At 67.6% G+C, this 26,853-nt stretch carries 27 protein-coding genes; 13 read left to right on the top strand and 14 right to left on the bottom strand.

Annotated features, from left to right (window positions below; genetic code table 11):
• Positions 1-189: 189 nt before the first annotated feature.
• The 4 genes from OC184_RS08590 to OC184_RS08575 form a co-directional block, all read right to left on the bottom strand.
• Complete coding sequence (locus OC184_RS08590) at positions 190-810, bottom strand: protein-methionine-sulfoxide reductase heme-binding subunit MsrQ (RefSeq protein WP_265506791.1); 621 nt, start codon at positions 808-810, stop codon at positions 190-192.
• Positions 810-1,721 (bottom strand): protein-methionine-sulfoxide reductase catalytic subunit MsrP, encoded by a 912-nt coding sequence (msrP, locus tag OC184_RS08585; RefSeq protein ID WP_265506790.1) that lies wholly within the window; start codon positions 1,719-1,721, stop codon positions 810-812. The genes OC184_RS08590 and msrP overlap by 1 nt, the downstream gene beginning before the upstream one ends.
• Positions 1,722-1,833: 112 nt before the next feature.
• A complete protein-coding gene (gene recQ / locus OC184_RS08580) occupies positions 1,834-3,870 on the bottom strand; it encodes a DNA helicase RecQ (protein WP_265506789.1) in 2,037 nt (678 codons plus the stop codon).
• Positions 3,870-4,163 carry a YggT family protein gene (locus OC184_RS08575; protein WP_265506788.1) on the bottom strand — a complete coding sequence of 98 codons (294 nt, stop codon included), beginning with the start codon at positions 4,161-4,163 and terminating at the stop codon, positions 3,870-3,872. Before OC184_RS08575 ends, recQ begins: the two co-directional genes overlap by 1 nt.
• A gap of 160 nt (positions 4,164-4,323) precedes the next feature.
• On the opposite strand from OC184_RS08575, the gene OC184_RS08570 reads away from it, so the two are divergent.
• The 5 genes from OC184_RS08570 to OC184_RS08550 all read left to right on the top strand — a co-directional run bounded on the left by OC184_RS08570 (position 4,324) and on the right by OC184_RS08550 (position 8,754).
• Complete coding sequence (locus OC184_RS08570) at positions 4,324-4,884, top strand: acyl-CoA thioesterase (RefSeq protein ID WP_265506787.1); 561 nt, start codon at positions 4,324-4,326, stop codon at positions 4,882-4,884.
• A 49-nt stretch (positions 4,885-4,933) separates the two neighbouring features.
• On the top strand, positions 4,934-6,316 hold the full coding sequence (locus OC184_RS08565) for an MFS transporter (RefSeq protein ID WP_265506786.1): 1,383 nt from the start codon (positions 4,934-4,936) through the stop codon (positions 6,314-6,316).
• Positions 6,313-7,176, top strand: coding sequence for a penicillin-insensitive murein endopeptidase (gene mepA / locus OC184_RS08560; RefSeq protein WP_265506785.1), 864 nt, complete (start codon positions 6,313-6,315; stop codon positions 7,174-7,176). Before OC184_RS08565 ends, mepA begins: the two co-directional genes overlap by 4 nt.
• Entirely contained in the window at positions 7,149-8,066 is a 918-nt protein-coding gene (locus OC184_RS08555; protein WP_265506784.1) for an esterase-like activity of phytase family protein, read from the top strand. The genes mepA and OC184_RS08555 overlap by 28 nt, the downstream gene beginning before the upstream one ends.
• Positions 8,067-8,151: 85 nt before the next feature.
• Positions 8,152-8,754 (top strand): queuosine precursor transporter, encoded by a 603-nt coding sequence (locus tag OC184_RS08550; protein ID WP_265506783.1) that lies wholly within the window; start codon positions 8,152-8,154, stop codon positions 8,752-8,754.
• Positions 8,755-9,033: 279 nt separating this feature from the next.
• On the opposite strand, the gene OC184_RS08545 is transcribed toward OC184_RS08550, so the two are convergent.
• Complete coding sequence (locus OC184_RS08545) at positions 9,034-10,212, bottom strand: acetyl-CoA C-acyltransferase family protein (RefSeq protein WP_265506782.1); 1,179 nt, start codon at positions 10,210-10,212, stop codon at positions 9,034-9,036.
• A gap of 138 nt (positions 10,213-10,350) precedes the next feature.
• Here OC184_RS08545 and OC184_RS08540 point away from each other — a divergent pair, with 138 nt between their 5' ends.
• From OC184_RS08540 to OC184_RS08530, 3 genes are all read left to right on the top strand, one after another.
• A complete protein-coding gene (locus tag OC184_RS08540) occupies positions 10,351-10,725 on the top strand; it encodes a winged helix-turn-helix domain-containing protein (RefSeq protein WP_265506781.1) in 375 nt (124 codons plus the stop codon).
• A gap of 98 nt (positions 10,726-10,823) precedes the next feature.
• The gene (locus OC184_RS08535) at positions 10,824-11,405 is read left to right on the top strand and encodes a transglycosylase SLT domain-containing protein (RefSeq protein ID WP_265506780.1); all 582 of its coding nucleotides are present in this window, start codon (positions 10,824-10,826) and stop codon (positions 11,403-11,405) included.
• A gap of 52 nt (positions 11,406-11,457) precedes the next feature.
• Complete coding sequence (locus OC184_RS08530) at positions 11,458-12,045, top strand: glutathione S-transferase family protein (protein ID WP_265506779.1); 588 nt, start codon at positions 11,458-11,460, stop codon at positions 12,043-12,045.
• Here OC184_RS08530 and OC184_RS08525 read toward each other — a convergent pair.
• The 5 genes from OC184_RS08525 to OC184_RS08505 form a co-directional block, all read right to left on the bottom strand.
• The gene (locus tag OC184_RS08525) at positions 12,042-13,205 is read right to left on the bottom strand and encodes a TIGR03862 family flavoprotein (RefSeq protein ID WP_265506778.1); all 1,164 of its coding nucleotides are present in this window, start codon (positions 13,203-13,205) and stop codon (positions 12,042-12,044) included. The genes OC184_RS08530 and OC184_RS08525 overlap by 4 nt on opposite strands.
• On the bottom strand, positions 13,202-14,230 hold the full coding sequence (gene holA / locus OC184_RS08520; protein ID WP_265506777.1) for a DNA polymerase III subunit delta: 1,029 nt from the start codon (positions 14,228-14,230) through the stop codon (positions 13,202-13,204). Before holA ends, OC184_RS08525 begins: the two co-directional genes overlap by 4 nt.
• 7 nt (positions 14,231-14,237) lie before the next feature.
• Entirely contained in the window at positions 14,238-14,723 is a 486-nt protein-coding gene (lptE, locus tag OC184_RS08515) for an LPS assembly lipoprotein LptE (RefSeq protein ID WP_265506776.1), read from the bottom strand.
• Entirely contained in the window at positions 14,710-17,247 is a 2,538-nt protein-coding gene (gene leuS, locus OC184_RS08510; RefSeq protein WP_265506775.1) for a leucine--tRNA ligase, read from the bottom strand. The genes lptE and leuS overlap by 14 nt, the downstream gene beginning before the upstream one ends.
• Positions 17,248-17,349: 102 nt before the next feature.
• Complete coding sequence (locus OC184_RS08505; protein ID WP_265506774.1) at positions 17,350-17,814, bottom strand: DUF3576 domain-containing protein; 465 nt, start codon at positions 17,812-17,814, stop codon at positions 17,350-17,352.
• Positions 17,815-18,089: 275 nt separating this feature from the next.
• On the opposite strand from OC184_RS08505, the gene OC184_RS08500 reads away from it, so the two are divergent.
• Complete coding sequence (locus tag OC184_RS08500; protein WP_265506773.1) at positions 18,090-19,136, top strand: porin; 1,047 nt, start codon at positions 18,090-18,092, stop codon at positions 19,134-19,136.
• A 69-nt stretch (positions 19,137-19,205) separates the two neighbouring features.
• Positions 19,206-19,868, top strand: a complete 663-nt coding sequence (locus OC184_RS08495; protein WP_265506772.1) for a YggS family pyridoxal phosphate-dependent enzyme — start codon at positions 19,206-19,208, stop codon at positions 19,866-19,868.
• Here OC184_RS08495 and OC184_RS08490 read toward each other — a convergent pair.
• Positions 19,865-20,353 carry a L,D-transpeptidase family protein gene (locus OC184_RS08490; protein WP_265506771.1) on the bottom strand — a complete coding sequence of 163 codons (489 nt, stop codon included), beginning with the start codon at positions 20,351-20,353 and terminating at the stop codon, positions 19,865-19,867. The two genes, OC184_RS08495 and OC184_RS08490, sit on opposite strands and share 4 nt — an antisense overlap.
• Before the next feature lie 11 nt (positions 20,354-20,364).
• Positions 20,365-21,423: a GTP cyclohydrolase II gene (ribA, locus tag OC184_RS08485; RefSeq protein WP_265506770.1), complete on the bottom strand. Its 1,059-nt coding sequence runs from the start codon at positions 21,421-21,423 to the stop codon at positions 20,365-20,367.
• Positions 21,424-21,557: 134 nt separating this feature from the next.
• Between ribA and OC184_RS08480 the strand changes: the two genes are divergently transcribed.
• On the top strand, positions 21,558-22,244 hold the full coding sequence (locus OC184_RS08480) for a response regulator transcription factor (RefSeq protein WP_265506769.1): 687 nt from the start codon (positions 21,558-21,560) through the stop codon (positions 22,242-22,244).
• 356 nt (positions 22,245-22,600) lie between these two features.
• On the opposite strand, the gene OC184_RS08475 is transcribed toward OC184_RS08480, so the two are convergent.
• Positions 22,601-23,575, bottom strand: coding sequence for a glutathione S-transferase family protein (locus OC184_RS08475; RefSeq protein WP_265506768.1), 975 nt, complete (start codon positions 23,573-23,575; stop codon positions 22,601-22,603).
• A gap of 65 nt (positions 23,576-23,640) precedes the next feature.
• On the bottom strand, positions 23,641-24,957 hold the full coding sequence (locus tag OC184_RS08470) for an MFS transporter (protein WP_265506767.1): 1,317 nt from the start codon (positions 24,955-24,957) through the stop codon (positions 23,641-23,643).
• A 112-nt stretch (positions 24,958-25,069) separates the two neighbouring features.
• Here OC184_RS08470 and OC184_RS08465 point away from each other — a divergent pair, with 112 nt between their 5' ends.
• Together OC184_RS08465 and trxA are read left to right on the top strand one after the other, a co-directional pair.
• Positions 25,070-25,855 (top strand): exodeoxyribonuclease III, encoded by a 786-nt coding sequence (locus OC184_RS08465; RefSeq protein WP_265506766.1) that lies wholly within the window; start codon positions 25,070-25,072, stop codon positions 25,853-25,855.
• Between the two features lie 91 nt (positions 25,856-25,946).
• The gene (trxA, locus tag OC184_RS08460; protein WP_378926704.1) at positions 25,947-26,852 is read left to right on the top strand and encodes a thioredoxin; all 906 of its coding nucleotides are present in this window, start codon (positions 25,947-25,949) and stop codon (positions 26,850-26,852) included.
• Position 26,853: the final 1 nt, after the last annotated feature.

The following is a 26,853-nucleotide window of genomic DNA, read 5'->3' as shown; positions in this document are numbered from 1 at the left end:
CGGTCATCCATCCCAAAATTCTCTCCCGAGATGCAAAGCCATCCGCTCCGCCGTCCCGGCCCCTCAAGCGTCCCCGCCTTCGGTGAAGCGGTATTTAGAGAGACTAAAACACGGGTGCAAGTGGCTTTTGCGAAAATAATATGTCAGTCAGCAGAGATTCTCGCAACCTGCTGACCTTTAGATGAACTTTCAAGCTCGGCGCGGCCGCGTCCACGCCATTGGACGGGGAATCACCAGCCTTGAAGCCAGCAGGACCAGAATCACTGCCATCCAGAACGACGGCGCGCGCTCGTTCACCTTGGCGGCCCAGATCCAGTGCAGGGCGACCAGGGGCGCGGCGAGGTAAACCAGCTTGTGCAGCCTCCGCCATCCTTGCCCGCCCATGCGCCGGATCGAGAGGTTGTTCGATGTGACAGCCAGCGGCACCAGCAGCACGAACGCCGTCATGCCGACCAGCAGATAGGGCCGCTTGATGATATCCTGCGCCATCTGCGCCCACAGGAAACCCATGTCCAGAACGACCCAGGCCAGGACATGCGGCAGCGCATAGGCAAAGCAGATGACCCCCAGGGGCCGCCGGAAGCGCATGAGCGAGATCCCTGTCAGCCTCAGCAATGGCGTGACCGCCAGCGACGCGACCAGGAAGTACAGGGCCGTCTGCCCCAGCCGATGCTCGATCTTCGCGACCGGGTCGACGCCGATGGCGCCGGTCACGACGTCGACGACCAGCAGCGCGAAGGGGATCGCGCCCGCCAGCCATACCAGCGGGATCGGGATCCGGCGAAGGCCGTCGTTAATCCTGCGTATCATCAGTAGTTCACCGCCAGGTCCATGCCGGCATAGAGGCTGGCAACCTGGTCGCCATAGCCGTTGAACATCTTGGTCTCCTCGCGGCCGGCAAACAGGCCCGCGCCCACGCGGCGTTCGGTGGCCTGGCTCCAGCGCGGGTGGTCCACCTGCGGGTTCACATTGGCATAGAACCCGTACTCGCTGGACTGCAGCTGCTTCCACGTGTTCAGCGGCTGTTCGGCGACCAAGCTGATCCGTACGATCGACTTGATCGACTTGAAGCCGTATTTCCAAGGCACCACCAGCCGGATCGGGGCGCCGTTCTGCTTGGGCATCGGCTGGCCATAGAGGCCCGTGGCCAGGATGGTCAGCGGGTGCATTGCTTCGTCTAGGCGTAGCCCCTCGCGATAGGGCCAGTCCAGGATCGCCCGGCGCTGGCCGGGCATTTCCTCGGGGCGCAGCAGGGTCTCGAACTCGACGTATTTTGCTGATGGCTGCACGCCGACCTTGTCCAGGACCGAGGCCAGCGGAACGCCGATCCAGGGGATCACCATCGACCATGCCTCGACGCAGCGCAGGCGATAGATGCGTTCCTCGAGCGCGTTGTCGGGCGCCAGATCCTCAACACCATAGCTGCCGGGGCGATCGACCAGACCGCCGATCTCGACCGACCAAGGATCGACCGTCAGCTGGTCGGCATAGCGGGCGGGATCCTCCTTGCCCGTGCCGAACTCGTAGAAGTTGTTGTAGTTTGTGATCTCTTCGAACGTATTCGGGGCCTGGTCCGTCGACAAGGGTGACGGACGACCGGTCAATGCATGGGCGCGCGAGGCCAGCGCCGGCAGCGCCAGCGCGGCCGCCGAGGCGCCGATGAACTTGCGCCGGTCCAGATAGATCCGGTGCGGCGTGACGTCAGACCAATTGAGCTTCATCCTGTCCTCCGATCGGGCTTGCTCCCTGAGGGTGCGGGTCATCATGCCACGAACCACGCGCGAAATGCGCCGATGGGTGCATCACGTTCGGTTGACGTCGCCGCGAAAGCCGTCAGTCAGCGCTGGCGATCTCGGCCAGGAAGGCATCGGCGAAGCGGTCCAGGCGCTGATCGTCCAGGTGACGCGCCAAGGCGTCGCGGCTGTGAGGACGGCTTTCAGCGATGCGCCGGATCTGCGCGGTCGAGCAGGACAGCGGCTTTTCGGTCCCGTCGGTGCCGCGCTGCAGGTCCAGCTGCACCGCCACCAGGCGGTCGAACAGCGCCCCCTCTGGCCGGCCCGCCAGGGCGCGGCGGGCGGGGTGCATCTCGGGCTGCGCGCCGGCAATCACCTCAAGGAAGGCCAAGCCGAAACTGTCCAGCTTCTTGGCCCCCACCCCGCCGATCCGGGCCATCTGGTCCAGGTCCTGCGGGCGCTTCTCGGCCATCTCGATCAGGGTGCGGTCGGGAAAGATGACATAGGCCGGTACGCGCGCCGCCTCGGCCAAGGCGCGGCGCTTGGCCTTCAGCGCCGACAGCAGCGGCTCGTCCTCCTCGGAGACCTGGGTGCGCAGGACGTTCGCGGGCTTGGCGGCGCGGGTCGTGTCCTCTCGCAAGGTCACGTTTTCCTCGCCGCGCAGGATGGGGTGGGCGGTTTCGGTCAGGTGCAGGGCGCCGTGACGCTCCGGGTCGGGGCGGCACAGGTCCAGCCCCATCATCTGCCGGAAGATCGCCTGCCACTGGCCGCGACCATGTTCGCGGCCGACGCCGAACGTCGGCAGCTGGTCATGGCCACGTTCGCGCACCTTGTCGGTCGTGGTGCCGGTCAGGATGTCGATCAGGTGGCCGCTGCCGAACCATTCGCCGGTCCGCACCATCGCGGACAGCGCCTTCCTGACCGCCTGCGTCCCGTCGAAGAGCTTTGGCGGCGCCTGGCACAGGTCGCAATTCCCGCAATCCTGCGCCAGATCCTCGCCGAAATAGGCCAGCAGTCGGCGGCGACGGCAGCCGGTGGCCTCGGCCAGCCCCAGCAGCGCGTTCAGCCGCGCATGATCGCCCGCCTTACGGGCAGGCTCGGCCAGCCCCTCGTCAATCTGGGTCCTGCGAAGGCGAATGTCGTCAGGACCATAGAGCGTCAGCGTATCCGCCGGATCGCCGTCGCGCCCGGCGCGGCCAATTTCCTGATAGTAACCTTCAATCGATTTCGGCAGGTCGGCATGCAGCACCCATCGGATGTCGGGCTTGTCAATGCCCATGCCGAAGGCCACCGTCGCCACGACGATCAGACCGTCCTCGCGCTGAAAACGCGCTTCCGCCTCGCGCCGCTGATCGGGCTCCAGTCCGGCGTGATAGGCGATGGCCGGATGGCCCGCCTCGCGCAGCGCCTGCGCCAGCGTCTCGGTCCGCGCCCTTGCACCGCAATAGACGATGCCCGACTGCCCGCGCCGCGCGGCGACATAGTTCAGCACCTGAGCGCGCGGGCTGTTCTTGGGCTGGAAGGCCAGTCGAATGTTCGGCCGGTCAAAGCCGCGAAGGAAGGTTACCGGCTCGACCCCGTCGAACAGGCGCGTCACGATCTCTGCCCGCGTCTCGACATCCGCCGTGGCGGTAAAGGCCGCCAGCGGGACGTCCAGCACCCGCTTCAGGTCGCCAATCCGCAGGTAATCCGGGCGAAAGTCATGGCCCCACTGGCTGACGCAATGCGCCTCGTCGACCGCGATGGCAGTGATGTTCGCCCGGCGCAGCAGGTTCACCGTCCCGCCCGAGGCCAGCCGCTCCGGCGCCATATAGAGGATCTTCAGCGACCCTGCCGACAGCGCCTGGAACACCGCCTCGGTTTCAGCGTCGGTGTTGCCGCTGGTCAGGGCGCCGGCCTCGACTCCAGCCTCGCGCAGCGCCCGCACCTGGTCGCGCATCAGCGCGATCAACGGAGAGATGACCACCGTCACCCCATCGCGCATCAGTGCCGGCAACTGATAGCACAGCGACTTGCCCCCGCCCGTCGGCATGATCGCCAACACGTCGCGGCCCTCGGCCACCGTCTCGACGATCTCTTGCTGGCCGGGGCGGAAACCGTCGAAACCCCAGACCTCGCTCAGCAGGTCCCTGGGCATCAGAATCCGTAGAAGAAGCCCGCGTTATTGGCCAGCGCGCGCTGCGCGATGATGATCGCGATGAAGACGATCAGCGGGGCCAGGTCCAGGCCGCCCGTGTTGGGCAGGATGTTCCGGATCGGGGCATAGATCGGCTCCAGCAGGCGGTTCAGCCCGTCCCAGATCTGCGCGACCAGCGGCTGGCGCAGGTTCAGCACCTGGAAGTTGATCAGCCAGGACATGATGATGTGGACGATCATGATGAACCACAGGACCTGCAGGATCAGTTGCAGGGCTTCGTACAGCGTTCCCATCGTCACTCCTCGGGGCCAGGTTGTTCGCGCTTGCACTGTATGGCGACGCGGGCGGCCGCATGCAAGGCGGCCCGCCCAGTTCTGCGACCCGATGCCGCCGCGTCCGCCTTGACGCCTCCGTGATCGCGGGCCACGCAGGCGGCGCAAGGAAAGGGCCGTCATGTATCCGCTGATCCGCTTCGTCAAAGAGATGCTCAAGTTCCGCAACGCGCCGCGACTGGCGCCGACGGGGTCGCATGTGTCGACCCATGTCTGCTGGCCGTGGGACCTGGACCCGTGGGTCGAGCTGAATAACGGCCGTACGCTGACGCTGTTCGACCTTGGCCGCATTCCCCTGGCGCAGCGAACTGGGCTGATCCCGGTGCTGCGCGCCAACGGCTGGGGGATCACCGTGGCGGGCAGCTCGACCCGCTATCGCCGGCGTATCCGGGCGTTCCAGCGCTTCACGATGGTGTCGCGGATGGTCGGATGGGACGACCGCTTCATCTATATGGATCAGTCGATGTGGCGGGGCGGAGAGTGCTGCAACCAGGTGCTGATCCGCTCGGCCGTGACCTCGGCCCAGGGCATCGTGCCGCCCGCGAAGGTGATGGAGGCGATGGGCCATCCGGCCTTCAGCCCGACCCTGCCCGACTGGGTCGCGGCCTGGATGCAGGCCGACGCCGCGCGACCCTGGCCGCCGCATCTGCCCGACGACGCCAAACTTCACTTGCCAGTCTGACATCGCCCGGTGCTTATGGCGCGCAAGGAAACCGCGCATCGGGGGCAGGATGAAGCACGCAATCGACCGGAAGCGGGTCTGGGGCTGGTGGTTCTTCGACTGGGCCAGCCAGCCCTTCCACACGCTGCTGCTGACCTTCATCTTCTCGATCTATTTCTCCGAGGTCGCCAAGCGCCACTTCATCGCCCTGGGCGACAGCAGCACGCTGGCAGGTGCCAATGCGCAGGCGCTCTGGGGCTATGGGCTGGCGGTCAGCGGTGCGGTCATCGCGGTCTTCGCACCCATCCTCGGCGCCATCGCCGACAGCTCGGGTCGCCGGCTTCCCTGGGTGTGGTTCTTCTCGCTTCTCTATGTCGTCAGCGCGGCGGGACTCTGGTCGCTGATGCCGGACCAGCCCGCGCTTGTGCAGGCGGTGGTCCTGTTCGGCATTGCCCTGATCGGCGTCGAATTCGCGACCATCTTCACCAACGCCATGCTTCCGGGACTGGCCCCTAGGGCCGAGATCGGCCGCATCTCGGGGTCGGGCTATGCCTTCGGCTATCTGGGCGGCGTCGTGGCGCTGGCGGTGATGCTGGCGCTGTTTGCGGAAACCCCGTCGGGCCGCACGCTGGCCGGGATCCCGCCGCTCTTCGGCCTCGACCCGGCGCTGCGCGAAGGGACGCGCTTCGTCGGCCCCTTTTCGGCCATTTGGTATGTTGTCTTCATGGTGCCGTTCTTCCTGTGGGTCAGGGAACCGCGCCAGCAGCGCAGGCCCCTTCGCGTGGGCCGGTCGCTGGCCGAGCTGTGGGCGCTGATCCGCAGCCTGCGGCACCGCCGCAGCCTGGCCTTCTGGCTGGTCTCGTCGATGTTTTCCCGTGATGCGCTGAACGCGCTCTATGGTTTCGGCGGGGTCTATGCCGGCACCGTCCTTGGCTGGCCGGTGTTCCTGGCCGGCGTCTTCGGCGTCGTAACTGCGATCTCGGCGGCGATCATCAGCTGGCTGGGGGGACGGGCCGACCGGGCGTTCGGGCCAAGGGCGGTCATCGCGGCCTGCATTCTGGCGCTGACGACGGTCTGCGTGCTGCTGGTCGGCATGGACCGCGACACGGTCTTCGGCGTCGCCGTACCGGCCGAGCCGCTCTTGGCCGGGCTGCGGCTGCCCGACCTGATCTTCTTCGCCTGCGGCACCGTCATCGGCGGCGCGGGTGGCGCGCTGCAGGCCGCCAGCCGCACCATGATGGTCCGCCACACGACCGAGGAACGCGCCACCGAAGGCTTCGGGCTCTATGCGCTATCCGGCAAGGCAACCGCCTTCCTGACACCATTCCTGATTGCGCTGGTCACCGATCTCAGCGGCAGCCAGCGTATCGGCCTGCTTCCGCTGATCGTGATCTTTCTTGTCGCGCTGGTTCTGCTAGGGTGGGTCGACCCGGAAGGAGAAACCCCGACGTGATCAAGAAGACACTGACCGCCGCCGCCCTGATGCTGGGCCTGGCGCTGCCCGCCGCCGCCGACCCGCTGGCCAAGGACGTGTTCGGCAGCTTCCGCAGCCCATCGCAGGGCCCCGCCGTGTCGATCGGCAACTATTCCCAAGGCTGCGCCCAAGGCCTGGTGCAACTGCCCGAAAGCGGACCCAGCTGGCAGGCGATGCGCCTGTCGCGGAACCGCAACTGGGGCCATCCGGTGATGATCGACTTCCTGGTCGGCCTGTCGCGCGCGGCCCAGCAGGCGGGATGGCAAGGGCTTTACATCGGCGACATCGGCCAGCCGCGCGGCGGTCCCGTCACCTCGGGCCATGCCAGCCACCAGATCGGGCTGGACGCCGACATCTGGATGCTGCCGCCCTCGTCATTGCGCCTGTCGCCCCAGCAGCGGGAGAGCCTTTCGTCGGCCTCCGTCGTGACCGGGCGCGGCACGGCGCTGTCGGGGGCATGGACGCCCCAGCACATGTCGATCCTGCGCGCCGCCGCCCGCGACAGCCGGGTCGAGCGGATCTTCACCGACCCCGTCGTCAAGGTTGCGATGTGCCAGATGGAGACCGGCGACCGCAGCTGGCTGCGCAAGGTCCGGCCGCTGAACAACCACGATTATCACTTCCATGTCCGGCTGAACTGCCCGGCAGGGTCGATCTGCCCGCGCCAGACGCCGATCCCGGCAGGCGACGGCTGTGCCGACGCCGCAGAATGGGTCGCGATCCGCATCGACCCCAGCCGGGCCAAGCCGTCCCGACCCGACCCGAACTATCGCCACCCGCGCACCTACCGGATGAGCGAGATGCCCGCACAATGCTCGACCGTCGCCGCAGCGCCCTGATCGGCGTCGCCATCGCGTTCCTGACTGGCACCGCACCGGCCCATGCCGATGCGGTGCTGGACCATGTGGGCACCTATGTCTGGGAACGGGACGAAGCGCCCTTCGGCGGCTTTTCCGGGATCGAGATCGCCCCTGACGGCGCGTCGTTCCACGCCCTGACCGACCGATCTCATCTTTACTGGGGCAGCGTCCAGCGGGACGATCTGGGCATCGTGCGCGGCATGACCGTTGCCGGACGCGCGCATCTGAAGGACAGTTCCGGCAATCCGCTGCCGCCGGGCTATACCGGCGACAGCGAGGGGCTGGCGGTCGGCGCCGACGGCCGCATCCATGTCAGCTTCGAGGGGCTGGACCGGGTCGTCACCTATGACGACCCCGACACCGCCGGAGCGCCCCTGCCCCGCCCGCCGCAAGTGCCCGGCATGGGCCAGAACGCCGGGCTCGAGGCGCTGGCCATCCGCGACGACGGCACGCTGATCGCGGTTCCCGAACGCTCGGCCAATGAAACCATACCCTTCACGGCGCTTGCCTTCGACGGTGCCTGGACGCAGTTGGCCCGGATCCGCCGCGACCCGCGCTGGCGGGCGGTTGGCGCCGACTTTGGCCCCGACGGCTGGTTCTATCTGCTCGAGCGGGATTTTCGCGGCGTCCTGGGTTTCACCTCTCGGGTGCGGCGGATGCGGCTGACCGCAGACGGCGTGCAGGACGACGAGATCCTGCTGGAAACGCGGCCACTGCAATACGACAACCTTGAAGGCATCTCGGTCTGGCACGACGGGACTGACATCCGGGTGACGCTGATCTCGGACGACAACTTCATCTTCCTGCAGCGGACCGAGATCGTGGAATACCGCCTGCGGCAGACACAGGCGCAGGCGCTGCGGAATTGACAAGGCCGTCCCGGTGGGCGTAAGGCCCGCGCTGCCCCGTCGCGGGGCCGAGTTCTTCCGCCACCTTGTAAAACGGAAAATATCCATGACCCGCTTTCTGCCCGGCATCCTTGCCATGGCCGCCATCGTGGCGGCATCGAACGTCCTTGTGCAGTTCACCGTGGGCGACTGGCTGACCTGGGGCGCCTTCACCTATCCCGTAGCCTTCCTGGTGACGGACGTGATGAACCGCGTCTATGGCGCCCGGGCCGCGCGGCAGGTCGTGCTGGCGGGATTTGTCGCGGGCATCGCCTGTTCGCTGGTCGCGGCGGGCCTGCAGGCCACGACGCTGCGAATCGCCCTGGCCTCGGGGACGGCGTTCCTGGTCGCGCAGATGGCCGATGTCGTGGTGTTTGACGCGCTTCGGGGCGGGCGCTGGTGGCGGGCGCCGCTGGCCTCGACGCTGGTCGGGTCAGCACTGGACACGGCGCTGTTCTTCGGCATCGCCTTTTCCGCCGCCCTTCCCACCGACGCCAACACGGGCTGGGCGAACGAGGCCGTTCCGCTGATTGGTCAGGGTCCGGTCACGGCGCTGTGGGTTTCGTTGGCACTTGCCGACTGGCTGGTCAAACTGTGTCTGGCCCTACTGGCGCTTGTGCCCTTTCGGATGATAGTCCGCAATTTGTTGAGAGGTCGTGCCGAATGCTGATTGACAGATTTCCGATCTGTGTCAGCCTGACCCCATAACGGCAATCTTTTGAAAGGAGGTGGTCCAGTGTCGAGAGTGATAGTGGAGAGAGGTGTCGGAACAGTCAGGGGGGCCGTGACCTGAGGGCAGCCCCGAGGGTCGTAAACCCTGGTTGGGACCGGATCTGATCCGCCCCTAACCGGACCATCTCCTTGGATCTCGCGGGCCGCCTCTATCTGGGCGGCCCGTTCCATTTGTGCCAGGTGGAGGCGATCAGGAGACGCCCCCAAGCGTTCGGCGTCAATCGCGACGGATAGCGATGGCGATGCCCTGGCCGCCGCCAATGCACATGGTGATCAGGGCGGTCCGACCGCCGGTACGTTCCAGCTCGTGAACCGCCTTGACGGTCAGGATGGCGCCGGTCGCCCCCACGGGATGACCCAGTGCGATCGCCCCGCCGTTCGGGTTCACGCGCGCCGGATCGAATCCCAGCCCCTTGTTGACCGCCAGTGCCTGCGCCGCAAAGGCCTCGTTCGATTCGATCACGTCGAAGTCGCCGGCCTTCAGCCCAGTCCGCTCCATCAGCATCTGCACGGCGGGGATCGGGCCGATGCCCATGACCTCGGGGCGGACGCCCGCCACCGCATAGCCGAGGATCCGCGCCCTGGGCGTCAGCCCTGCCTTTTCGGCCGCGTCGGCCCGCGCCAGCACAAGCGCCGCCGCACCGTCGTTGATGCCGCTGGCATTGCCCGCCGTCACGCTGCCGCCCTTCTGGAAGACCGGCTTCAGCCCAGCCAGCTTGTCCAGGCTGGTCTCCTTCGGATGCTCGTCGGTGTCGAAGGCGATCATGCCCTTGCGGGTCTTCACCTCGACCGGGACGATCTGGTCGCGGAAATGCCCCGCCGCGATGGCAGCCGCCGCACGGCGCTGCGATTCCATCGCGAACTCGTCCTGCTGCTCTCGGGTGATGCCATGCTCTGCCGCGACATTCTCGGCGGTGACGCCCATGTGGCCGGTGCCCATCGGGCAGGTCAGGGCGCCGGTCATCATGTCCAGCATCACCTGGTCGCCCATCTTGGCGCCGAAGCGCGCGGACGGCACCGCATAGGGGGCGCGGCTCATGCTCTCGGCGCCGCCGGCGATGGCGAAGTCCGCGTCGCCCAGCATCAGCGCCTGCGCGGCCGAGACGATGGCCTGCGCGCCGGACCCGCACAGGCGGTTCACGTTCATCGCCGGCACGGTGTCGGGAATCCCTGCCTCCAGCATGGCCACGCGGGACAGGTACATGTCGCGCGGCTCGGTGTTGATGACATGGCCGAAGACAACTTGGCCCACGCGCTCCGGCGCAAGGCCCGCACGCTCCAGCGCGGCGCGGGTGACGGTGCTGGCCAGCGCGATGGGCGGGATCGCTGCCAGGCTGCCGCCGAAGGTGCCGATGGCGGTTCGGGCGCCGGACAGGATGACGATATCTGCGGACATGGGTGACCTCCTCTTGCTGCGCGGGAAGAATAGGCCAAGGGCGCGGTCGGGCAACCCAGCTGCCCCTGTGCCGTCGCGGCAAATTGCAGCCACCGGCCGAAGGCGCTATGCTTCCGGGGAATAACGAAAGGCGCCGCCATGACCCAGACCGCCAACGGCCCCCGGCTGCGCATCAAGCTGCGGCTGGAATACGATTCGCCGCTGATCCTGGGACCGGGCAAGGCCGAGCTTCTGGCGCGGATCGACCGGCTGGGCTCGATCTCGGCCGCTGCGCGGGAAATGGGCATGAGCTACAAGCGCGCCTGGACCCTGGTCGAGGAGATGAACGTGGCCTTCGCCGAACCCGTCATCGACAGCGCGCGGGGCGGGCCCGGCGGCGGCGGCGCGCGCGTCACGCCTACCGGCCAGTCGGTGCTGCGCCACTATCGCGCGCTCGAGGCGCTGCTGCGAGAGGCGGGGGCCGAGGATCTGCACGCCCTAAACGCGCTTCTGCGTCCCCAGGGAAGCACCTGAGGGCGGATCGCTGCCATTCTTCCGGCTTTGTGATTTCACCGCCGCGTGAATTTCCGTAAGATGGCCGAAAACAGAAGACCGAGCAGAACGAGGGCAAGATGAACAGGCTTCTCAAGCTGGCGATTGTCGGGCTGGTGGCCTCGTGCGGGGGCGGCAACTACAGCGCCCCGCGCGAGCTGAACAACGCATGCGCCATCGCAGCCGAACGGCCCGCCTACATGCGCGCCATGAAACGGACCGAGCGCAAGTGGGGCGTGCCGGTGCATGTGCAGATGGCGACCATGTACCAGGAGTCGAAGTTCATCGGCGATGCCCGGACCCCGCACCAGTTCGCGCTTGGGGTCATCCCCATCGGCCGGCAGAGCAGCGCCTTCGGCTATTCCCAGGCACTGGACGGCACGTGGGAGGAATACCAGCGCGCCACCCGCAATCGCAGCGCCCGGCGGGACAACATCCGCGACGCGTCGGACTTCATGGGCTGGTACATGCATGGCAGCCAGGAACGGCTGGGCCTGTCCAAGCACGACGCGACCTCCCAGTATCTGGCCTATCATGAAGGTCGCGGCGGCTTCGCCCGCGGCAGCCACCGTCAGAAAGCCTGGCTGATGCGCGTCGCCGCCCAGGTCGGCCAGCGGTCCGAGATGTACCGCCAGCAGCTGATCTCCTGCCGTCGCGGCTGAGGCGCTTGACGCGCCCCGTTGCCTGGGGCCTTCTGGCCGTCAGGAGGACACCATGTATCGCGTCATCGGCACCGCCAAGTCCCGTTCCTTCCGCGTCCTGTGGATGCTGGAGGAGCTGGGCCAGCCCTACGAGCATATCCCCGCCAACCCCCGCAGCGAAGGCGTCGCGCAATTCAACCCGGCCGGCAAGGTGCCCGTCCTGATCGACGACGGCACGCCGATCACGGATTCGACGGCGATCCTGACCTATCTGGCCGACCGCCACGGCGGGCTGACGCACCCCGCAGGCACGCTCGACCGTGCCCGCCAGGACAGCCTGACGCAGTTCCTGCTGGACGAATTCGACGCGGCCCTGTGGCTAGCCGCCCGCCACAGCTTCATTCTGCCCGAAGAGCTGCGCCTCAGCGCGATCAAGAACACCCTGCGATGGGAATTCGAGGCCAGCCAGAGGACCCTGGTCCACCGCATGGGTGAAGGCCCGTTCCTGATGGGCGAGGTGATGACCGTCCCCGACATCATCCTGGCGCACTGCCTGGACTGGGCGCTGATCGCCAGGTTCCCGGTGGTCGAAACGCGCCTGTCCGAATACCTCGACCGGATGCGCCAGCGTCCCGCCTATCGCCGCGCAGCCGCGGGCTAAGCCAGGGCGAGCGCCGCCGCCTGACCGGCCCGCAGGCCCGTCGCCATGCAGGCCGTCAGAAGGTAGCCGCCCGTCGGCGCCTCCCAGTCCAGCATTTCTCCGGCGGCGAAGACACCCGGCAGCGCCCGCAGCTCCAGCGCTTCGGTCAGCGCCTCGGCCGCGATGCCCCCGGCCGACGAAATCGCGCGGTCGAGGCCCATCGGACCTTGGTGCCGCAACGGCAGGGCCTTGGCCAGCGCCGCCCATTCGGCCGCATTAGCAGGGCGCCCGCCCCATTCCAGCAGCAGCGCGACCTTCACCGGGTCGCCCAGCACCCGCCGCAGCCAATTGCCAAGCGAAAGCTTGCCGCGCCCCTGCCCGAACCGCCCGGCCAGCGCCGCATGGGAGAGATCCGGCGCCAAGTCGATCGTGGCGGCGGCGCCGTCCCGCATCGCCGCCGACACGGCATAGATGCCGCCACCCTCGACCCCGTGACGAGAAATCACCCATTCGCCACGGCTGACATGCGTGCCAACATGAATCGCGACGCCTTTGACCGCTTGGCCGAAGAACCGCGACATTGCCGGCGTCCAGGCGATCAGGAACCCCATGTTGGCGGGCCGGAACGGTGCAATCCTGACACCCGCCCGATCAAGGATCGGAACCCAGGCGGCGTCCGATCCCAAGCGTGGCCAACTGGCGCCGCCCAAGGCCAGAACCGTCACCCGCGGGGCCAACTCGACCGCGCCCTGCGGCGTGCTGAACAGGAACGACCGGTCCAGCCCCGTCCACCGCCACCGCGTCCGCAGATCGACGCCGCCCACCCGCAGCCGCGTCAGCCATTCCCGCAGTAGGGGCGAGGCCTTCATGCCCACCGGAAACACCCGACCGGTCGAGCCGGTGAACAGCTCGATGCCCAGCCCCTCAGCCCAGGCCATGACCTCGGCGGGACCGAGCGGTCCCTGCGCCAACGTGGGCCGGTCGTATCGGGTCATGAAGCTGATCAGCGGCTCGTCGCGGGTCAGGTTCAAACCGGACTTGCCCGCCATCAGGAACTTGCGCGCCGGCGTGGGCATCGCCTCGGCCACCACGACCGTCCTGCCGGGCGCCATCAGCGCCTCGGCCGCCATCAGGCCCGTAGGGCCCGCGCCAATCACCAGCGCATCGACGGCTTCGGTCACCGCCGCCCCCGCGGCTTCATGGCAAGGCGCAGAAGCGTGCGTTCGACCAGGGGCATCTGTGGCGCGCGGCTGGTCGAACGCAGCGTCATGTCGGTTTCCAGAAGTTGCGAGACCGCCTCCTCCAGCGGACCCATGCCCCAAGCCTGCGCCTGGCGCGCCATGCGGTCCCGACGCGGACCGAAGACCGGCGGCCGGGCCCGCGCCAGCGCCACGCCCGGCCCCGCCGGGTCGGCGGCGGCCAGATGCAGCGTCCGGAAATGTCGCAGCGCGGCGATGCACAGCGTCACCGGCGCCAGCCCCTGCTGTTCGATCCGCCGCATCAGGGGGCCGAACTCGGCCTCGCGACGCTCGGCCACGACATGGATCAGCTCGTCCAGGTCGGCCTCGATGGTGGCGGGGGCCAGAAGGGCAATTTCCTCGACCGTCAGGGGGGTGGGGTCATCATATTTGTAAAGCCCGATCTTCTCGACCGTCTGGCGCAGGTCGCCCGGGTCCAGCGCCCGCGCCAGGATCGCCAGTTCGCGCATCGCATCGGCCGGAACCTGACGCAGGCCGGCGTCGGACATCCAGCGCGCGATCTCCTCCTCGCCCGGCGGATCGTCATAGATGGGGGCCGTCACGGCCTGCCCATGTGTTTCGAACAGCTTGCGCAGTGCCGAGGATTTCGACAGCGACCCCGCCGTCACCACGATCACCGCATCGCCCTGCCGCCATCCCGACAGCGCCTCGCGGATGGCGTCGGCGGCGGTGTCGGGCGCGTCGTCGACCAGCACCACGCGCTGCCCAGGGAAGAACCCGATCTCTCGCACGGCATCGACCAGCTGGGCAGGGTCCTTCTTCAGGCCCGCGCCGGGCATCCGGGTCAGGCGCATCTCCTCGTCCGCCTTTTCACCAACCAGGGCGCGCACCGCCTCGGCCCGCTTCAGCGACACGCGCATGGCGTCCTGGCCATAGATCAGCAGCGCCGGCCGCGACGGGTCGGGCCGCGACAGGTAACGCGCAATCTCGCCGCCTTTCAGCAGCATCCGCGCCTCATCCCGAAAGCGAGGATGCGGCCGCCAGCAGGCGCGTGACCACCTGATCAGCCAGCATGACGGCCAGCCGTTCGCGGGCGTCACCCTCGGCCGCCAGCGTCGAGATCGTCGTCCCGGTCGTCGAATAGGAGGTGAAGCTGCTGACGCTGCCCTGCGTCACGACCGCGCCGCCGGGGCCGGTCAGCGCGAAGTCCGCAGTGCCGTTCAGCGAATAGCGCGTTGTCACCTCGTCAGTGGTGATCGCCTGCGGCACGACACCGACGTTGATGCGATAGTCGAGGTCATAGAGGGCGCTGTCCTCGGGGCCCAGACGCTCGGTCAAGCGGCGGTTGAAGATGAAGTCGATCGGCGTGTCAGGGTCGCGCGGACGCACCCGGCCCCACAGACGCGACCCCCCGCCCCCCGGCCCATAGACCGGAGTGAGGCCGCAGCCTCCCAGGGCCAGCAGCCCCAGAAGGGCCGCGCGGCGATCAGGCGACCACATTGACGATCCGCCCGGGCACGACGATCAGCTTCTTGGGCGCGGCCCCTTCCAGGAAGCGCTGCACCGTTTCGTCGGCCATGACCATCGCTTCGATCTGGTCCTTGGGCATGTCCTTGGGGACCTGGATCTCGGCCCGGCGCTTGCCGTTGATCTGGATCGGCAGGATGACGCTGTCGTCCTGCAGCAGCGCCGGATCGGCCACGGGCCAGCCCGCGTCGACGACCATTCCCCGACCGCCTGCGGCCGCCCAGACTTCCTCGGACAGATGCGGCACCATCGGCGCCATCAGCTGCGCCATGATGCGCAGAACGGCGCGCCGTGCCTCGCCACCGGCCTGCGACCGGCCGACGGCATTTGCCAGCTCATAGAGCTTGGCGACCGCCTTGTTGAAGGCGAAACCCTCGATGGCTCGGGTGACGTCGGCGATGGCGCGATGGGCGGCACGGGTCAGATCGGGATCGTCGCCGCCCTCTGGTGCATCCTCGGCCAGGCGGAAGACGCGCGCCAGGAACTTGTAGGCGGCCTCGGCCCCCGCGGCGGTCCACTCGACGTCACGCTCGGGCGGGCTGTCGGACAGCATGAACCAGCGCGCGGTATCGGCACCGAAGCTTTCGACGATGTTGACCGGGTCGACGACGTTCTTCTTCGACTTCGACATCTTGGCCGAGGGAATGACCTCCACCACTGTCCCGTCGGCCAGCTTGCCGTCCGTCACATCCTCGGGCAGGTGATAGACGGGGCGCCCGCGTTCGTCACGGGTCATGTAGATCTCGTGCGTGACCATGCCCTGCGTGAACAGCGCGTCGAACGGCTCTTTCGCCTTTTCCGGCAGGTGACCTGTCCTGACCATCGCCCGGGCGAAGAAGCGCGAATACAGCAGGTGCAGGATCGCATGCTCGATGCCGCCGATATACTGGTCGACGTTCATCCAGTAATCCGCATCCGCCTGCACCGTCGGCGTCTCCGCCCACGGAGAGGTGAAGCGGGCATAGTACCAAGAACTGTCCACAAAGGTGTCCATCGTGTCAGTCTCGCGCCGGGCTTCGCCGCCGCATTTCGGACAGACAGCCTGACGCCAGGTCGGGTGGCGGTCCAGCGGGTTGCCCGGCACGTCGAAGGTCACGTCCTGCGGCAGCAGCACGGGCAGGTTCGCCTTGGCCTCGGGGACCGTACCGCAGCTGTCGCAATGAACGACCGGGATCGGACAGCCCCAATAGCGCTGCCGCGAGATGCCCCAGTCGCGCAGGCGGAACTTGGTCACACCTTCGCCATAGCCCTCGGCCTCGGCATGGGCGATGGCGGCGTCCACCGCGGCCTCTCCGGTCTGGTCGGCTGCGCCGCTGAAGCCGCGGACATAGGTCACGGTTTCGGTCTTGGAGGGCACGAAGGGCGCGTCAGCAACCAGCGCATCGGCCTGGGCCAGATCCATGCCCTGCTGCCCGAAAGTCGCGCGGATCGGCAGCCCATATTTCGCGGCGAACTCGTGGTCGCGCTCGTCATGCGCGGGGCTGCCGAAGATCGCGCCGGTGCCGTAGTCCATCAGCACGAAGTTCGCGATCCAGATCGGCAGATGCCAATCGGCGTCCAGCGGGTGCCGCACGGTCAGGCCGGTGTCAAAGCCCAGCTTCGGCGCGGTCTCGATGGCCTCCTCGGTGGTGCCGATGCGGCGGCATTCCTCGCGGAAGGCCTCGATTTCGGGGCGGGTCGCCGCCAGTTCCTTGACCAGCGGATGGTCCGGCGACAACGCGACGAAGCTGGCGCCCATCAGCGTGTCGGGCCGGGTCGTATAGACCTCGATGGTGTCGTGCCCCGCCGGCGCATCGACCGTCTGGAAGCGGAACTGCAAGCCCCGCGACTTGCCAATCCAGTTGGCCTGCATCAGGCGCACCTTCTCGGGCCAGCCCTTGAGGCCATCTAGCGCCTCCAGCAACTCGTCGCTGTAATCGCTGATCTTGAAGAACCACTGCGTCAGCTCGCGCCGCTCGACCGTCGCGCCCGACCGCCATCCCTTGCCGTCGATCACCTGCTCGTTGGCCAGAACGGTCATGTCGACCGGATCCCAGTTCACCTGCGCCGACTTGCGGGTGATCAGGCCCGCGTCCAGCATGTCCAGGAACAGCGCCTGCTGCTGCGCCACATAGGCGTCGTCGCAGGTCGCGAACTCGCGGCTCCAGTCGATCGACAGGCCCAGGGGCTTCAGCTGGTCGCGCATGGTCGCGATGTTGGCATAGGTCCAGTCGCGCGGATGGCCGCCCTCCTGCATCGCGGCGTTTTCGGCCGGCATGCCGAAGGCGTCCCAGCCCATCGGGTGCAGCACGCTGAAGCCCTGCGCGCGCTTGAACCGCGCCACCACGTCGCCCATCGTATAGTTGCGCACATGCCCCATGTGGATGCGCCCCGAGGGATAGGGGAACATCTCCAGCACGTAATACTTCGGGCGGTCGTCGCGGACGGCGGTGAAGCTGCCGGCATCGGCCCAGGCCTTCTGCCAGTGGGCTTCGCTTGTCGCGGGATCATAGGGCATGGGGAACCTCGGGCATGTCAGTTGCCCGCAGGGTTTATACGCCCTGCCGGGGCGGGTCCAGTGCCCGGCCCCACCAGGGGCCGCGCCATCCCGCCGCCGGGATCAGAGACCGCCGTCCCGGATGCGCATCTGCCGGGCGCGGGTCAGGATCGCATCCTCGACCGCGCGAACCGTCCCGGGCTCGACCGCGGCGCCCCCCGGCCCCTGCAGCGACAGCCGCAGGCTGCGGGCGTCCAGTGCGGGGTCGCTGACTTGGATGGTCGCGCGATAGGACCGGCCGCCGCCCGGAGGGGTGCCATAGCCGGTCTGGATGACCCCGGTGAACGGGTCAATCGTCTGGACGGGCAGGAAGTTCAGCACGTCCAGGCTGGCGTTCCAGAGGTACTTGTTGACACCTACGGCCCGGTTCGGATTTTCCGACCGCAGCAGGACGTCCTGAATCCGGGTGGTGCTTTCATCCGGCCGCGTGCGGGAATAGTCGGCGCCGGGATCGGCGTCACCGCAAGCCGCCAGGCCAGCGCAAAGCGTCGCGACGATCGTCAGGCGCGCAGCGCGTGCAAAGTTCATGCCATCCCCCGTGAGTTCCGTCAGCGCCAGCATTAGCGCGAATGCACGCACCGAAACAAGCGCATTGGGCGTCCCGCGGCGGCCGGATCGGCGGCAAGCGACGGCCGCGGCGGCGCCCACGGCGAAACTGTGGCCCAAGTGCATCACGGAAAGAGGCAAAGAAAACAGCCCTCATCTGATTCCGTTGCATCACGAGTTCGAAACGGTGAAACAAATCGGCATACCCAGGGCGGGATCGCCGGCTTGGGCATCAGAGAGACAAGAGGGAAAACCACATGAAAAAGGCTCTTATCGCCTCCACCGCGCTGGTGCTGACCGCCGGCGTGGCTGCTGCCGACGTGACGATCTCGGGTTATGGCCGCACCGGCGTCATCTATTATGAAGACTCGGTCCTGACCGGCACTGATCCTCTCACCCTCTCCGAGGGCAGCGATAGCCAAGTCATCTCGCGCCTGCGGATGAACCTGGACGCGTCGACCTCCACCGACGCTGGCGTCGATTTCGGTGCTCGCTTCCGCCTCCAGTGGGACCAGGGCAGCGGCAGCCGCGGCGATGACGCCTCGACCAATGCTGGCAAGCTGTTCGTGACTGCCAGCGGCCTGACCGTTGAAGTCGGCAACGTCGACACCGCGCTCGACTCGGCTGGCCTGCTCTACGCATCGGAACTGGGTTCGTACGACCGTTCGGTTGGCGGCAACGCTCTCGGCGCCTTCTTTGCCTATGAATCCTCGCCCTACTCGAACGTCGATCGCCTTGGCGTCGCCGTGAAGTATTCGGTCGACAACCTGACGGTTCGCGCTTCGTACGTCGACCCCGACCAGTCTGGTCTCGTTGAAGATACCGCGGTGTTTGGTGACGTGAAGGAAGAGTACAGCGTCTCGGCCGACTACACCTGGAACGACCGTCTGGAACTGTCGGGCGGCGTCGCGCTCAACGGCGCAGGCAACGACGACCACGACGTCTACTTCGTCGGCGCCCGCTACGCAGTGCTCGAGAACGCACGCATCGGTCTGAACTGGATCGACAACGGCGATGCTGGCAGCCCGGTGGGCCTGTCCTCGACCGATGCTGAGTTCGACGGTCTGGTCGATGATCTGGGCAGCACCGTTGCTCTCTACGGCGACTACACCCTGGCTGATGGCCTGACCAACATCGAAGCCTATGTTGCCAACAACAGCGGCGACTGGGCAGCCAAGGAAACCGACAACTCGTTCGGCGTCGGCGTGAACTATGACCTGGGCGGTGCCCGTCTGGGTGCGTCGCTGCAGCGCGACTACCAAGAGCGTGTGACGGCCGACATGGGCGTTCGCTTCAACTTCTGATCCATCCGATCGGAAGCAGACTGGAGAGCGGGCCTTGCGCCCGCTCTTTTCTTTTTGTCAGGTGGCTGCATGGGACTGGATGACATCAGGCGTCGCATCAGCGCGGCAGAACAGGCGGCAGGCCGTGCGGCGGGCAGCGTTACGCTGATTGCCGTCAGCAAGGTTCAACCCGCCGCCAGGGTCGAAGCCGTGCTGGCCGCCGGCCACACCGACTTCGGCGAGAATTATGTGCAAGAGGCGCAAGGCAAGTGGCCGGGTTGGCGTGCCAGCCATCCCGGCGTCAAGGTCCACATGATCGGCCCCGTGCAGTCGAACAAGGCCAAGCCGGCGGTGCAACTGTTCGATGCGATCCACACGCTGGACCGCATGACGCTGGCCCGCAAGCTGGCGCAGCAGATCGACGAACAGGGCCGTACCCCGGATCTGTTCGTGCAGGTGAACACCGGCGACGAGCCGCAGAAGGCTGGCATTTTGACGGATGAGCTGCCGGGCTTCCTGACGTCATGCCACGAGCTGGGGCTGTCCCCGCAGGGCCTGATGTGCATCCCGCCCGAGGGCCAGGACCCGCTGCCGCATTTCCGCCTGCTGCGGCAGCTTGCGCAGGATCACGGGCTGCCCAACCTCTCCATGGGGATGAGCGCTGATTTCGAAGCCGCCATCGCCGAGGGGGCGACCCATGTCCGCGTCGGATCGGCGATCTTCGGCGCGCGGGACTACGGCACCGCCGGCTAGGTCGGGGCGGGCACGATCAGCCGCGTCCCCGGCCGCGCCCGCCGCGCGATCCACAGCAGATGCGGGCGGGCGAAGGCGATGCAGCCCTCGGTCCCAAAGCGCGGCCTGCGCCACTGGTGCAGGAAGATGGCCGAGCCCCGACCGGGCACGGCGCGGGGCCAGTTCCAGTCGGTCGTGATGATCAGATCATATAGCGGGTCGGGACGCCGCAGCCGCTCGTGACTGGCCGCCAAGGGCGTGCGGGCATGGTGGTTATAGGCCGGATGCGCAGGATCGTCGCACCAGAGATCACCCGGTCCGATCGCGCGCGCCCAGGGCGTCGGGCGCGCCAGCCGATCGGGCCGGAACCACAGGCCGGTGATGCGATGCACCCCGGCGGGCGTCGCCCCGTCGCCCTCGCGCTTGGCCGCCGTGACGCGGGACTTGCCGATGCTGCACGGAAAGAGGTGGCCGCGAAAGCGCAGCCCCTGCGGCGTCAGGACCATGTCTTTGGAATTCACAACAGGTGCCCCGACTTGCGCGCCTTGATGTCCAGATAGCCGGTGTTGTGCGGGTTGCGTGCCACGATCAGCGGCACGCGTTCGGCCACGGCGATGCCATGGCCTTCCATCATCGCAACCTTCCGGGGGTTGTTGGTCATCAGCCGGACCGACGCGAAACCCAGCCTGCGCAGCAGCGCCGCACCGATGCGGAAGTCGCGCTCGTCATCCTCAAAGCCCAGGCGGTGGTTCGCCTCGACCGTGTCGAAGCCCTGGTTCTGCAGGTCATAGGCCCGCATCTTGTTGGCCAGGCCGATGCCCCGCCCCTCCTGGTTCAGATAGAGCAGCACCCCCGCACCCTCTTTGCCCATCGCGTCCAGCGCGGCGTTCAGCTGTGGCCCACAGTCGCATTTGAGGCTGCCGAGCACGTCGCCCGTGAAGCAGGCGGAATGCAGCCGCGCCAGGACCGGCTGGTCGCGCGGCGGATCGCCGATCTCGATGGCATAATGCTCCTCGCCGCCGTCGTCGGGACGGAAGATGTGCAGGCGCGACCGCTCGGCCGCCATCAGCGGCAGGCGTGCGGCGGCCACGGGGGCCATCGCCGCCTCGGTCGCCAGCTGCGCCAGCGCGGCCCCGGCCGGCAGGCGGGTCAGCCCATCGGGCGCGGGGGCCGGCACCAGCAGCATTGCCGGCAGCAATTCGGCCGACTTGGCCAGCGCGATGGCCGCCCGGTGGGCGGTGACGTCGCCGCCACGCGCGGTTTCCAGCGGTCCCTTCATCGGCGTCATCAGGTCGCCCGCCGGATCGGCCAGCGCCCGCAGCCAGCGAAGGTCCGCCTCGGCGGGAAGGACGACCCGCGCCAGATCCCCGTCATAAACCCGCGCCTTCAGCGTCTCGGCGCGCCGCCCGGTCAGCACCAGGACCACCGCCCCCAGTTTGCGCAGATCGGCCAGCCGCTCGGGCGAGAGGGTCTCGACCGCGGCGGCCAGATGATCGCCCAGAACCACGGGCAGGCCCATGCGCAGGTCGGCGCGGGCGCGGGCGATGGCTTCGGCAAGTGTCGGGATCAGGCTCATGGCGCCCCGTGATGTGAAACATTCTGAAACATAGCGCGCGATACCGACAACTCCATGTGAGAATTCCGACATGTTGCTGGACGGCCCGCACGGGCGTCCCCACTGATTGCCCCAAGCGAACCGAAGGAGGCAACATGCCCGGACTGAAAAAGATCCTGCTTGTCGATGACGAGGAAGACCTGCGCGAAGCCCTGGCCGAACAGCTGGTCGCCACCGACGACTTCGACGTGACCGAGGCCGGCAGCGGCGCCGAGGCGGTCGAGGCCACCAAGAACGCCATCTTCGACCTCGTCGTGCTGGACGTCGGCCTGCCCGACACCGACGGGCGAGAGCTGTGCAAGAAGCTGCGCAAGCTGAACGTGAAATGCCCCATCGTGATGCTGACGGGACATGACACCGATGCCGACACGATCCTGGGGCTGGACGCTGGCGCGAACGACTATGTGACCAAGCCCTTCAAGTTCCCGGTCCTGCTGGCCCGCCTGCGCGCGCAATTGCGCACCCACGAGCAGTCCGAGGACGCGATTTTCCAGCTTGGGCCCTATACGTTCAAGCCGGCGATGAAGATGCTGATCGACGCCAAGGACCGCAAGGTCCGCCTGACCGAGAAGGAAACCAACATCCTCAAGTTCCTCTATCGGGCGCAGGACGGCGTCGTGCCGCGCGACGTGCTGCTGCACGAGGTCTGGGGCTATAATGCCGGCGTCACGACCCACACGCTGGAGACCCACATCTACCGCCTGCGCCAGAAGATTGAGCCCGACCCCTCGAACGCGCGGCTGCTGGTGACGGAATCGGGCGGTTATCGCCTGGTCGCCTGATCGGCGTTTTCCTGCCGCAACGGCTTGGGCGGGAACCGCCGCCCGCCACGCACGTTGGACATCCGAAGCCCAGTGGTCGGTGGATGCGGCCACACTCCCCCTCCCTCTCTGAAACCCCGGCGTTCCCGCGCCGGGGTTTTTTTACGCGATGTTTCGCAGGAGCCGGCGTCAAGCGGAGCACGCGTCGTGGCGGTCGGCAGAGGACGATCGGCCTACCGTCCGCCTGCCAAGACAGCAGGACGTGCGGATGGATCGCCGGACCCGGACCTGCCGAGAGTTTCCCAGCAACCCGGCGGGCCAGTCGCAGAAGGGCCTTCTTTGGCCCGTCCTGCGGGCCGGAAAGGCGGCCCCTGATCCTAGCCGCGGCCGTGGGGGGCGGACCAATCTTCGTCTGGGCCGATCGGGATGATGCGATGCGGGTTGATCATGTCGTGGCTGAAGTAATAGTGCCGCATGAAGTGATCCGGATGCACGGTCTCGGCCACGCCGGGCCGTTGATAGAGTTCCCGCGCCCAGCCCCACAGGTTCGGATAGTCGACGATGCGCCGGCGGTTGCACTTGAAGTGGGTGTGATAGACCGGGTCAAAGCGCACGATGGTGGTGAACAGCCGCCAGTCGGCCTCGGTCAGGCGGTCGCCGGTCAGATAGCGGTCCTGCGCCAGCAGCCCCTCGATCCAGTCGAGGCTGTCGAAGAGCGGCACGACCGCCTTGTCATAGGCCTCTTGAGAGGTGGCGAAACCGGCCTTGTAGACGCCGTTGTTGACGGTGTCATAGACGCGGGCGTTCACCTCCTCGATCCGGTCGCGCAGGTCGACCGGCCAATAGTCGTCGGTGTTGCCGGTGACCCCGTCGAAGGCGCTGTTGAACATCCGGATGATGTCGGCGCTTTCATTGGACACGATCTGCCCGCTTTCGCGGTCCCACAGCACCGGCACCGTCACGCGGCCCGAGGCATCAGGCTTGGCCTTTAGATAGACCTGCCGGAGGTAGTCCAGCCCGAACTGACGGTCGCCGGTCGCACCGGGAAAGTCGGTCCGGAATTCCCACCCGTCCTTCAGCATCTCCGGATGGACGACCGACACCTCGATATGGCCGCGAAGGTCCTTCAGGGTGCGGAAGATCATCGTGCGATGCGCCCAGGGGCAGGCATGGCTGATATAGAGGTGATAGCGCCCGCTTTCCGCCTTGAAGCCACCCTCGCCCGTGGGGCCGGGGCTGCCGTCGGCGGTCGCCCAGTTGCGGAACTTCGAGGTGTCGCGCTTGAATTCGCCACCGGTGCTGTCGGTGTCATACCATTCGTCCTTCCAGACGCCGTCGACCAACTGGCCCATGCCCTGTCCTTTCGATGATGCTGCCGGGAAAACGGGCGGAACGGCGGCTTGTTCCGCCCCCCCCTTCAGCCGATGGCGCGGTCGCGGGTTTCCGTCCCGACCAGCAGCAGCGCGGCGGCAGCCAGCAGCAGCAGGATGGCAAAGCTGCCGATGGCCAGCCCGAAGCCCTGGACGAAGACCACCGCCAGCAGGCTGGGCGCCAAGATGCCGCCAAGCCGCGCCACGGCGCTGGCCGTGCCCATGCCGGTGCCGCGCAGGTGGGTCGGATAGATCTCGGGCGTGAAGGCGTAAAGCGCGCCCCAAGTGCCCAGCAGTGCAAAGCTCATGACGATCAGGGCGGTCGCGACGGCAACTGCGCCGCTGGCCCATGCAAACAGCCCGCAGCCCAGGGCCGAAAGGACCAGGAACCCCGCCAGCGTCGCGCGCCGGCCGATCGCCTCGACCCCCCAGGCGGCCAGCGCATATCCCGGCAACTGCGCCAGCGCCAGGATGACCAGGAAGCCGTATCCGCGCACGAAGCCGAATCCTTCCGTCGCCAGCTGCCCCGGCACCCAGACGAAGACGCCGTAATAGGACAGCGACACCAGGAACCAGACCGCCAGGACGCCGAGCGTCGCCCGCCGCAGCGTCGGCGCCAGGATCGTGCGCGCGGCGCCGGTCGGGACGGGCGCGGGCTTCAGATGCGCCTGCGGCGGCAGCTGCTCGGCCCCGTTGATGCGCAGGATGCGGTCGATCACGTCGCGCGCCTCGGCCTGCCGGCCCTTGCGGACCAGGTACATGGGGGATTCCGGGATCCACAGCCGCAGCCCGAACCCGATCAGCGCCGGCAGCGCCGCCACCAGGAAGATCCAGCGCCAGGGTGCCTCGGCGCCCAGGGATGCCGCGGCCCAGGCGGTCAGCGCCACGACGATGGTGCCCACGGCCCAGAACCCCTCCAGCCAGACCAGCCAGCGGCCACGGTTCTTCGGCGGCAGGAATTCGGCCATCATCGCGTAATCGACAGGCAGCGTGCCGCCCACCGCGACACCTGTCAGGAAGCGCAGTACCAGAAGCCAGGTGAAGTCGCCCGCCACGACCGAGGCCAGTCCAAAGACCGCGTCCATTGCGACGGTGCCGACCAGCACCCACTTGCGCCCAATCCGGTCGGCCAGCCGGCCGAAGAGGAACGCGCCCACGAACATGCCAAGGAAGAACGCCGTTCCGATCTGCAGCGCGGTCACCCGCTCCAGCCCGAAGGTGGCGGCGACGGACGGCGCGGCGAAACCCACGGCGATCACCTGCATCGCATCGGCGGCCCAGACGAGGCCGAAGATCCCCAGCAGCCGCCACTGGAAGCGGCCCGTCCCGCCGCGCGTCAGCGCCTCGTCGATGGTCATCCTCATCTGTACCCCCCACGGATTTTTCCCTTGCATAGCGCCCCTGCCCCGTATGGCAAGCCCGCCGCTCGACAGGCCCGGCCCCCGCCGCTAGGGTCCGCGCCCAAAGGAGAGCCCCATGTTCACCATTGCCACCTGGAACATCAATTCCGTCCGCCTGCGCGAGGGGCTGGTCGCCCGCCTGCTGGAGGAAGAGGCCCCCGACGTGCTGTGCCTGCAGGAGTGCAAGTCGCCGGTGGACAAGATCCCGCTGACGAAGTTCCGCGACCTGGGATACCACCACATCGTCGCGCGCGGGCAGAAGGGCTATAACGGCGTGGCGATCCTGTCGCGCCTGCCGCTGGAGGATGCGGGCGACCGCGACTATGCACGCCTCGGCCATGCCCGGCACGTGTCGGCGCGGCTGGAAAACGGTGTCGTGATCCACAACATGTATGTGCCCGCCGGCGGCGATGTTCCCGACCGCAGCGTGAACGAGAAGTTCGGCCAGAAGCTGGATTTCGTGGCCGAGATGCGCGACGTCTTCCACGCCGACAAGCCGAAGAGGTCGATCCTGGTGGGCGATCTGAACATCGCCCCGCGCGAGGACGACGTCTGGTCGCACAAGCAGCTGCTGAAGATCGTCAGCCACACGCCGATCGAGGTCGAGCACCTTCTGGCTGCCCAGGATGCGGGCAACTGGGTGGACGTGACGCGCCAGGACATCCCCTCGGGGCTTCTCTACAGCTGGTGGAGCTATCGCGCCCGCGACTGGGACGCGGCCGACAAGGGGCGGCGCCTGGACCACATCTGGGCCAGCCCCGACATCGCGAATGCCGCCCACGGCAGCCGCATCCTGCGCCCCTGCCGCGGATGGGAAAGCCCAAGCGACCACGTTCCGGTGATGGCCAGCTTCGACCTGTGACCGGGCGCGCAATCGGCTCTTTCGCCCGGCCGCCCGACCCCCCATATTGGGGCCAAACGCCACGAACCGAAGATCCGGGGACGACATGACCATGCTTTTCGATGGCGCCGCCGCGCCCAAGACCGACGACTTCATCAAGGACGTGACCGAGGCCAACTTCATGGCCGAGGTCGTCGAGGCCTCGATGGAGGTGCCCGTCATCGTCGATTTCTGGGCCCCCTGGTGCGGCCCCTGCAAGACGCTCGGGCCCGCGCTGGAAGCCGAGGTCGCCCGCCACAAGGGCCGCGTGCGCATGGCCAAGGTGGATGTCGACCAGAACCAGATGATCGCGTCGCAGCTGCGTGTGCAGTCGATCCCGACGGTCTATGCCTTCTTCAAGGGCCAGCCGGTCGATGCCTTTCAGGGCGCGCTGCCGGCAAGCCAGATCAAGCAGTTCGTGGACAAGCTGGCCGCCATGTCGGGCGACGACGGCGGCTTGGCCGACGCGCTGGCCGCGGCCGAGCAGATGATCGAGGATGGCGAGGCCGCCGACGCGATCGAAACCTTCACCGCCATCATCGGCGAGATGCCCGACAGCGCAGAGGCCTGGGGCGGGCTGATCCGCGCCCACCTGGCGGCTGGCGACCACGCCGCGGCGGCATCGACGCTGACGCAAGTTCCCGACCCCATCGCCGGCGCCGCCCCGGTCGAGGCCGCGCGCGCTCAACTGCAACTGGCCCAGCAGGCCAGCAGCGCCGGGCCGCTGGACGACCTGCAGGCGCGCGTCGATGCGGACCCTGCAGACCAGCAGGCGCGGCTGGAATACGCCCAGGCGCTTCATGCCGCCGGCCGGGTCGAGGAGGCCATCGACGTCCTTCTGGACAGCTTCCGCCGCGACCGCGAATGGAACGACGGCGCCGCGAAGGCCCAGCTGATCACCATCTTCGACAGCCTCAAGCCGAACGACCCCGTCGCCCAGAAGGGCCGCCGCCGCCTGTCGTCGCTGATCTTCGCCTAAT

The organism is Paracoccus rhizosphaerae (assembly GCF_026162645.1).
GTDB lineage: Bacteria > Pseudomonadota > Alphaproteobacteria > Rhodobacterales > Rhodobacteraceae > Paracoccus > Paracoccus rhizosphaerae.
The sequence above is the reverse complement of the archived record's forward strand: the minus strand, read 5'-3'. Positions and strand labels throughout refer to the sequence as shown.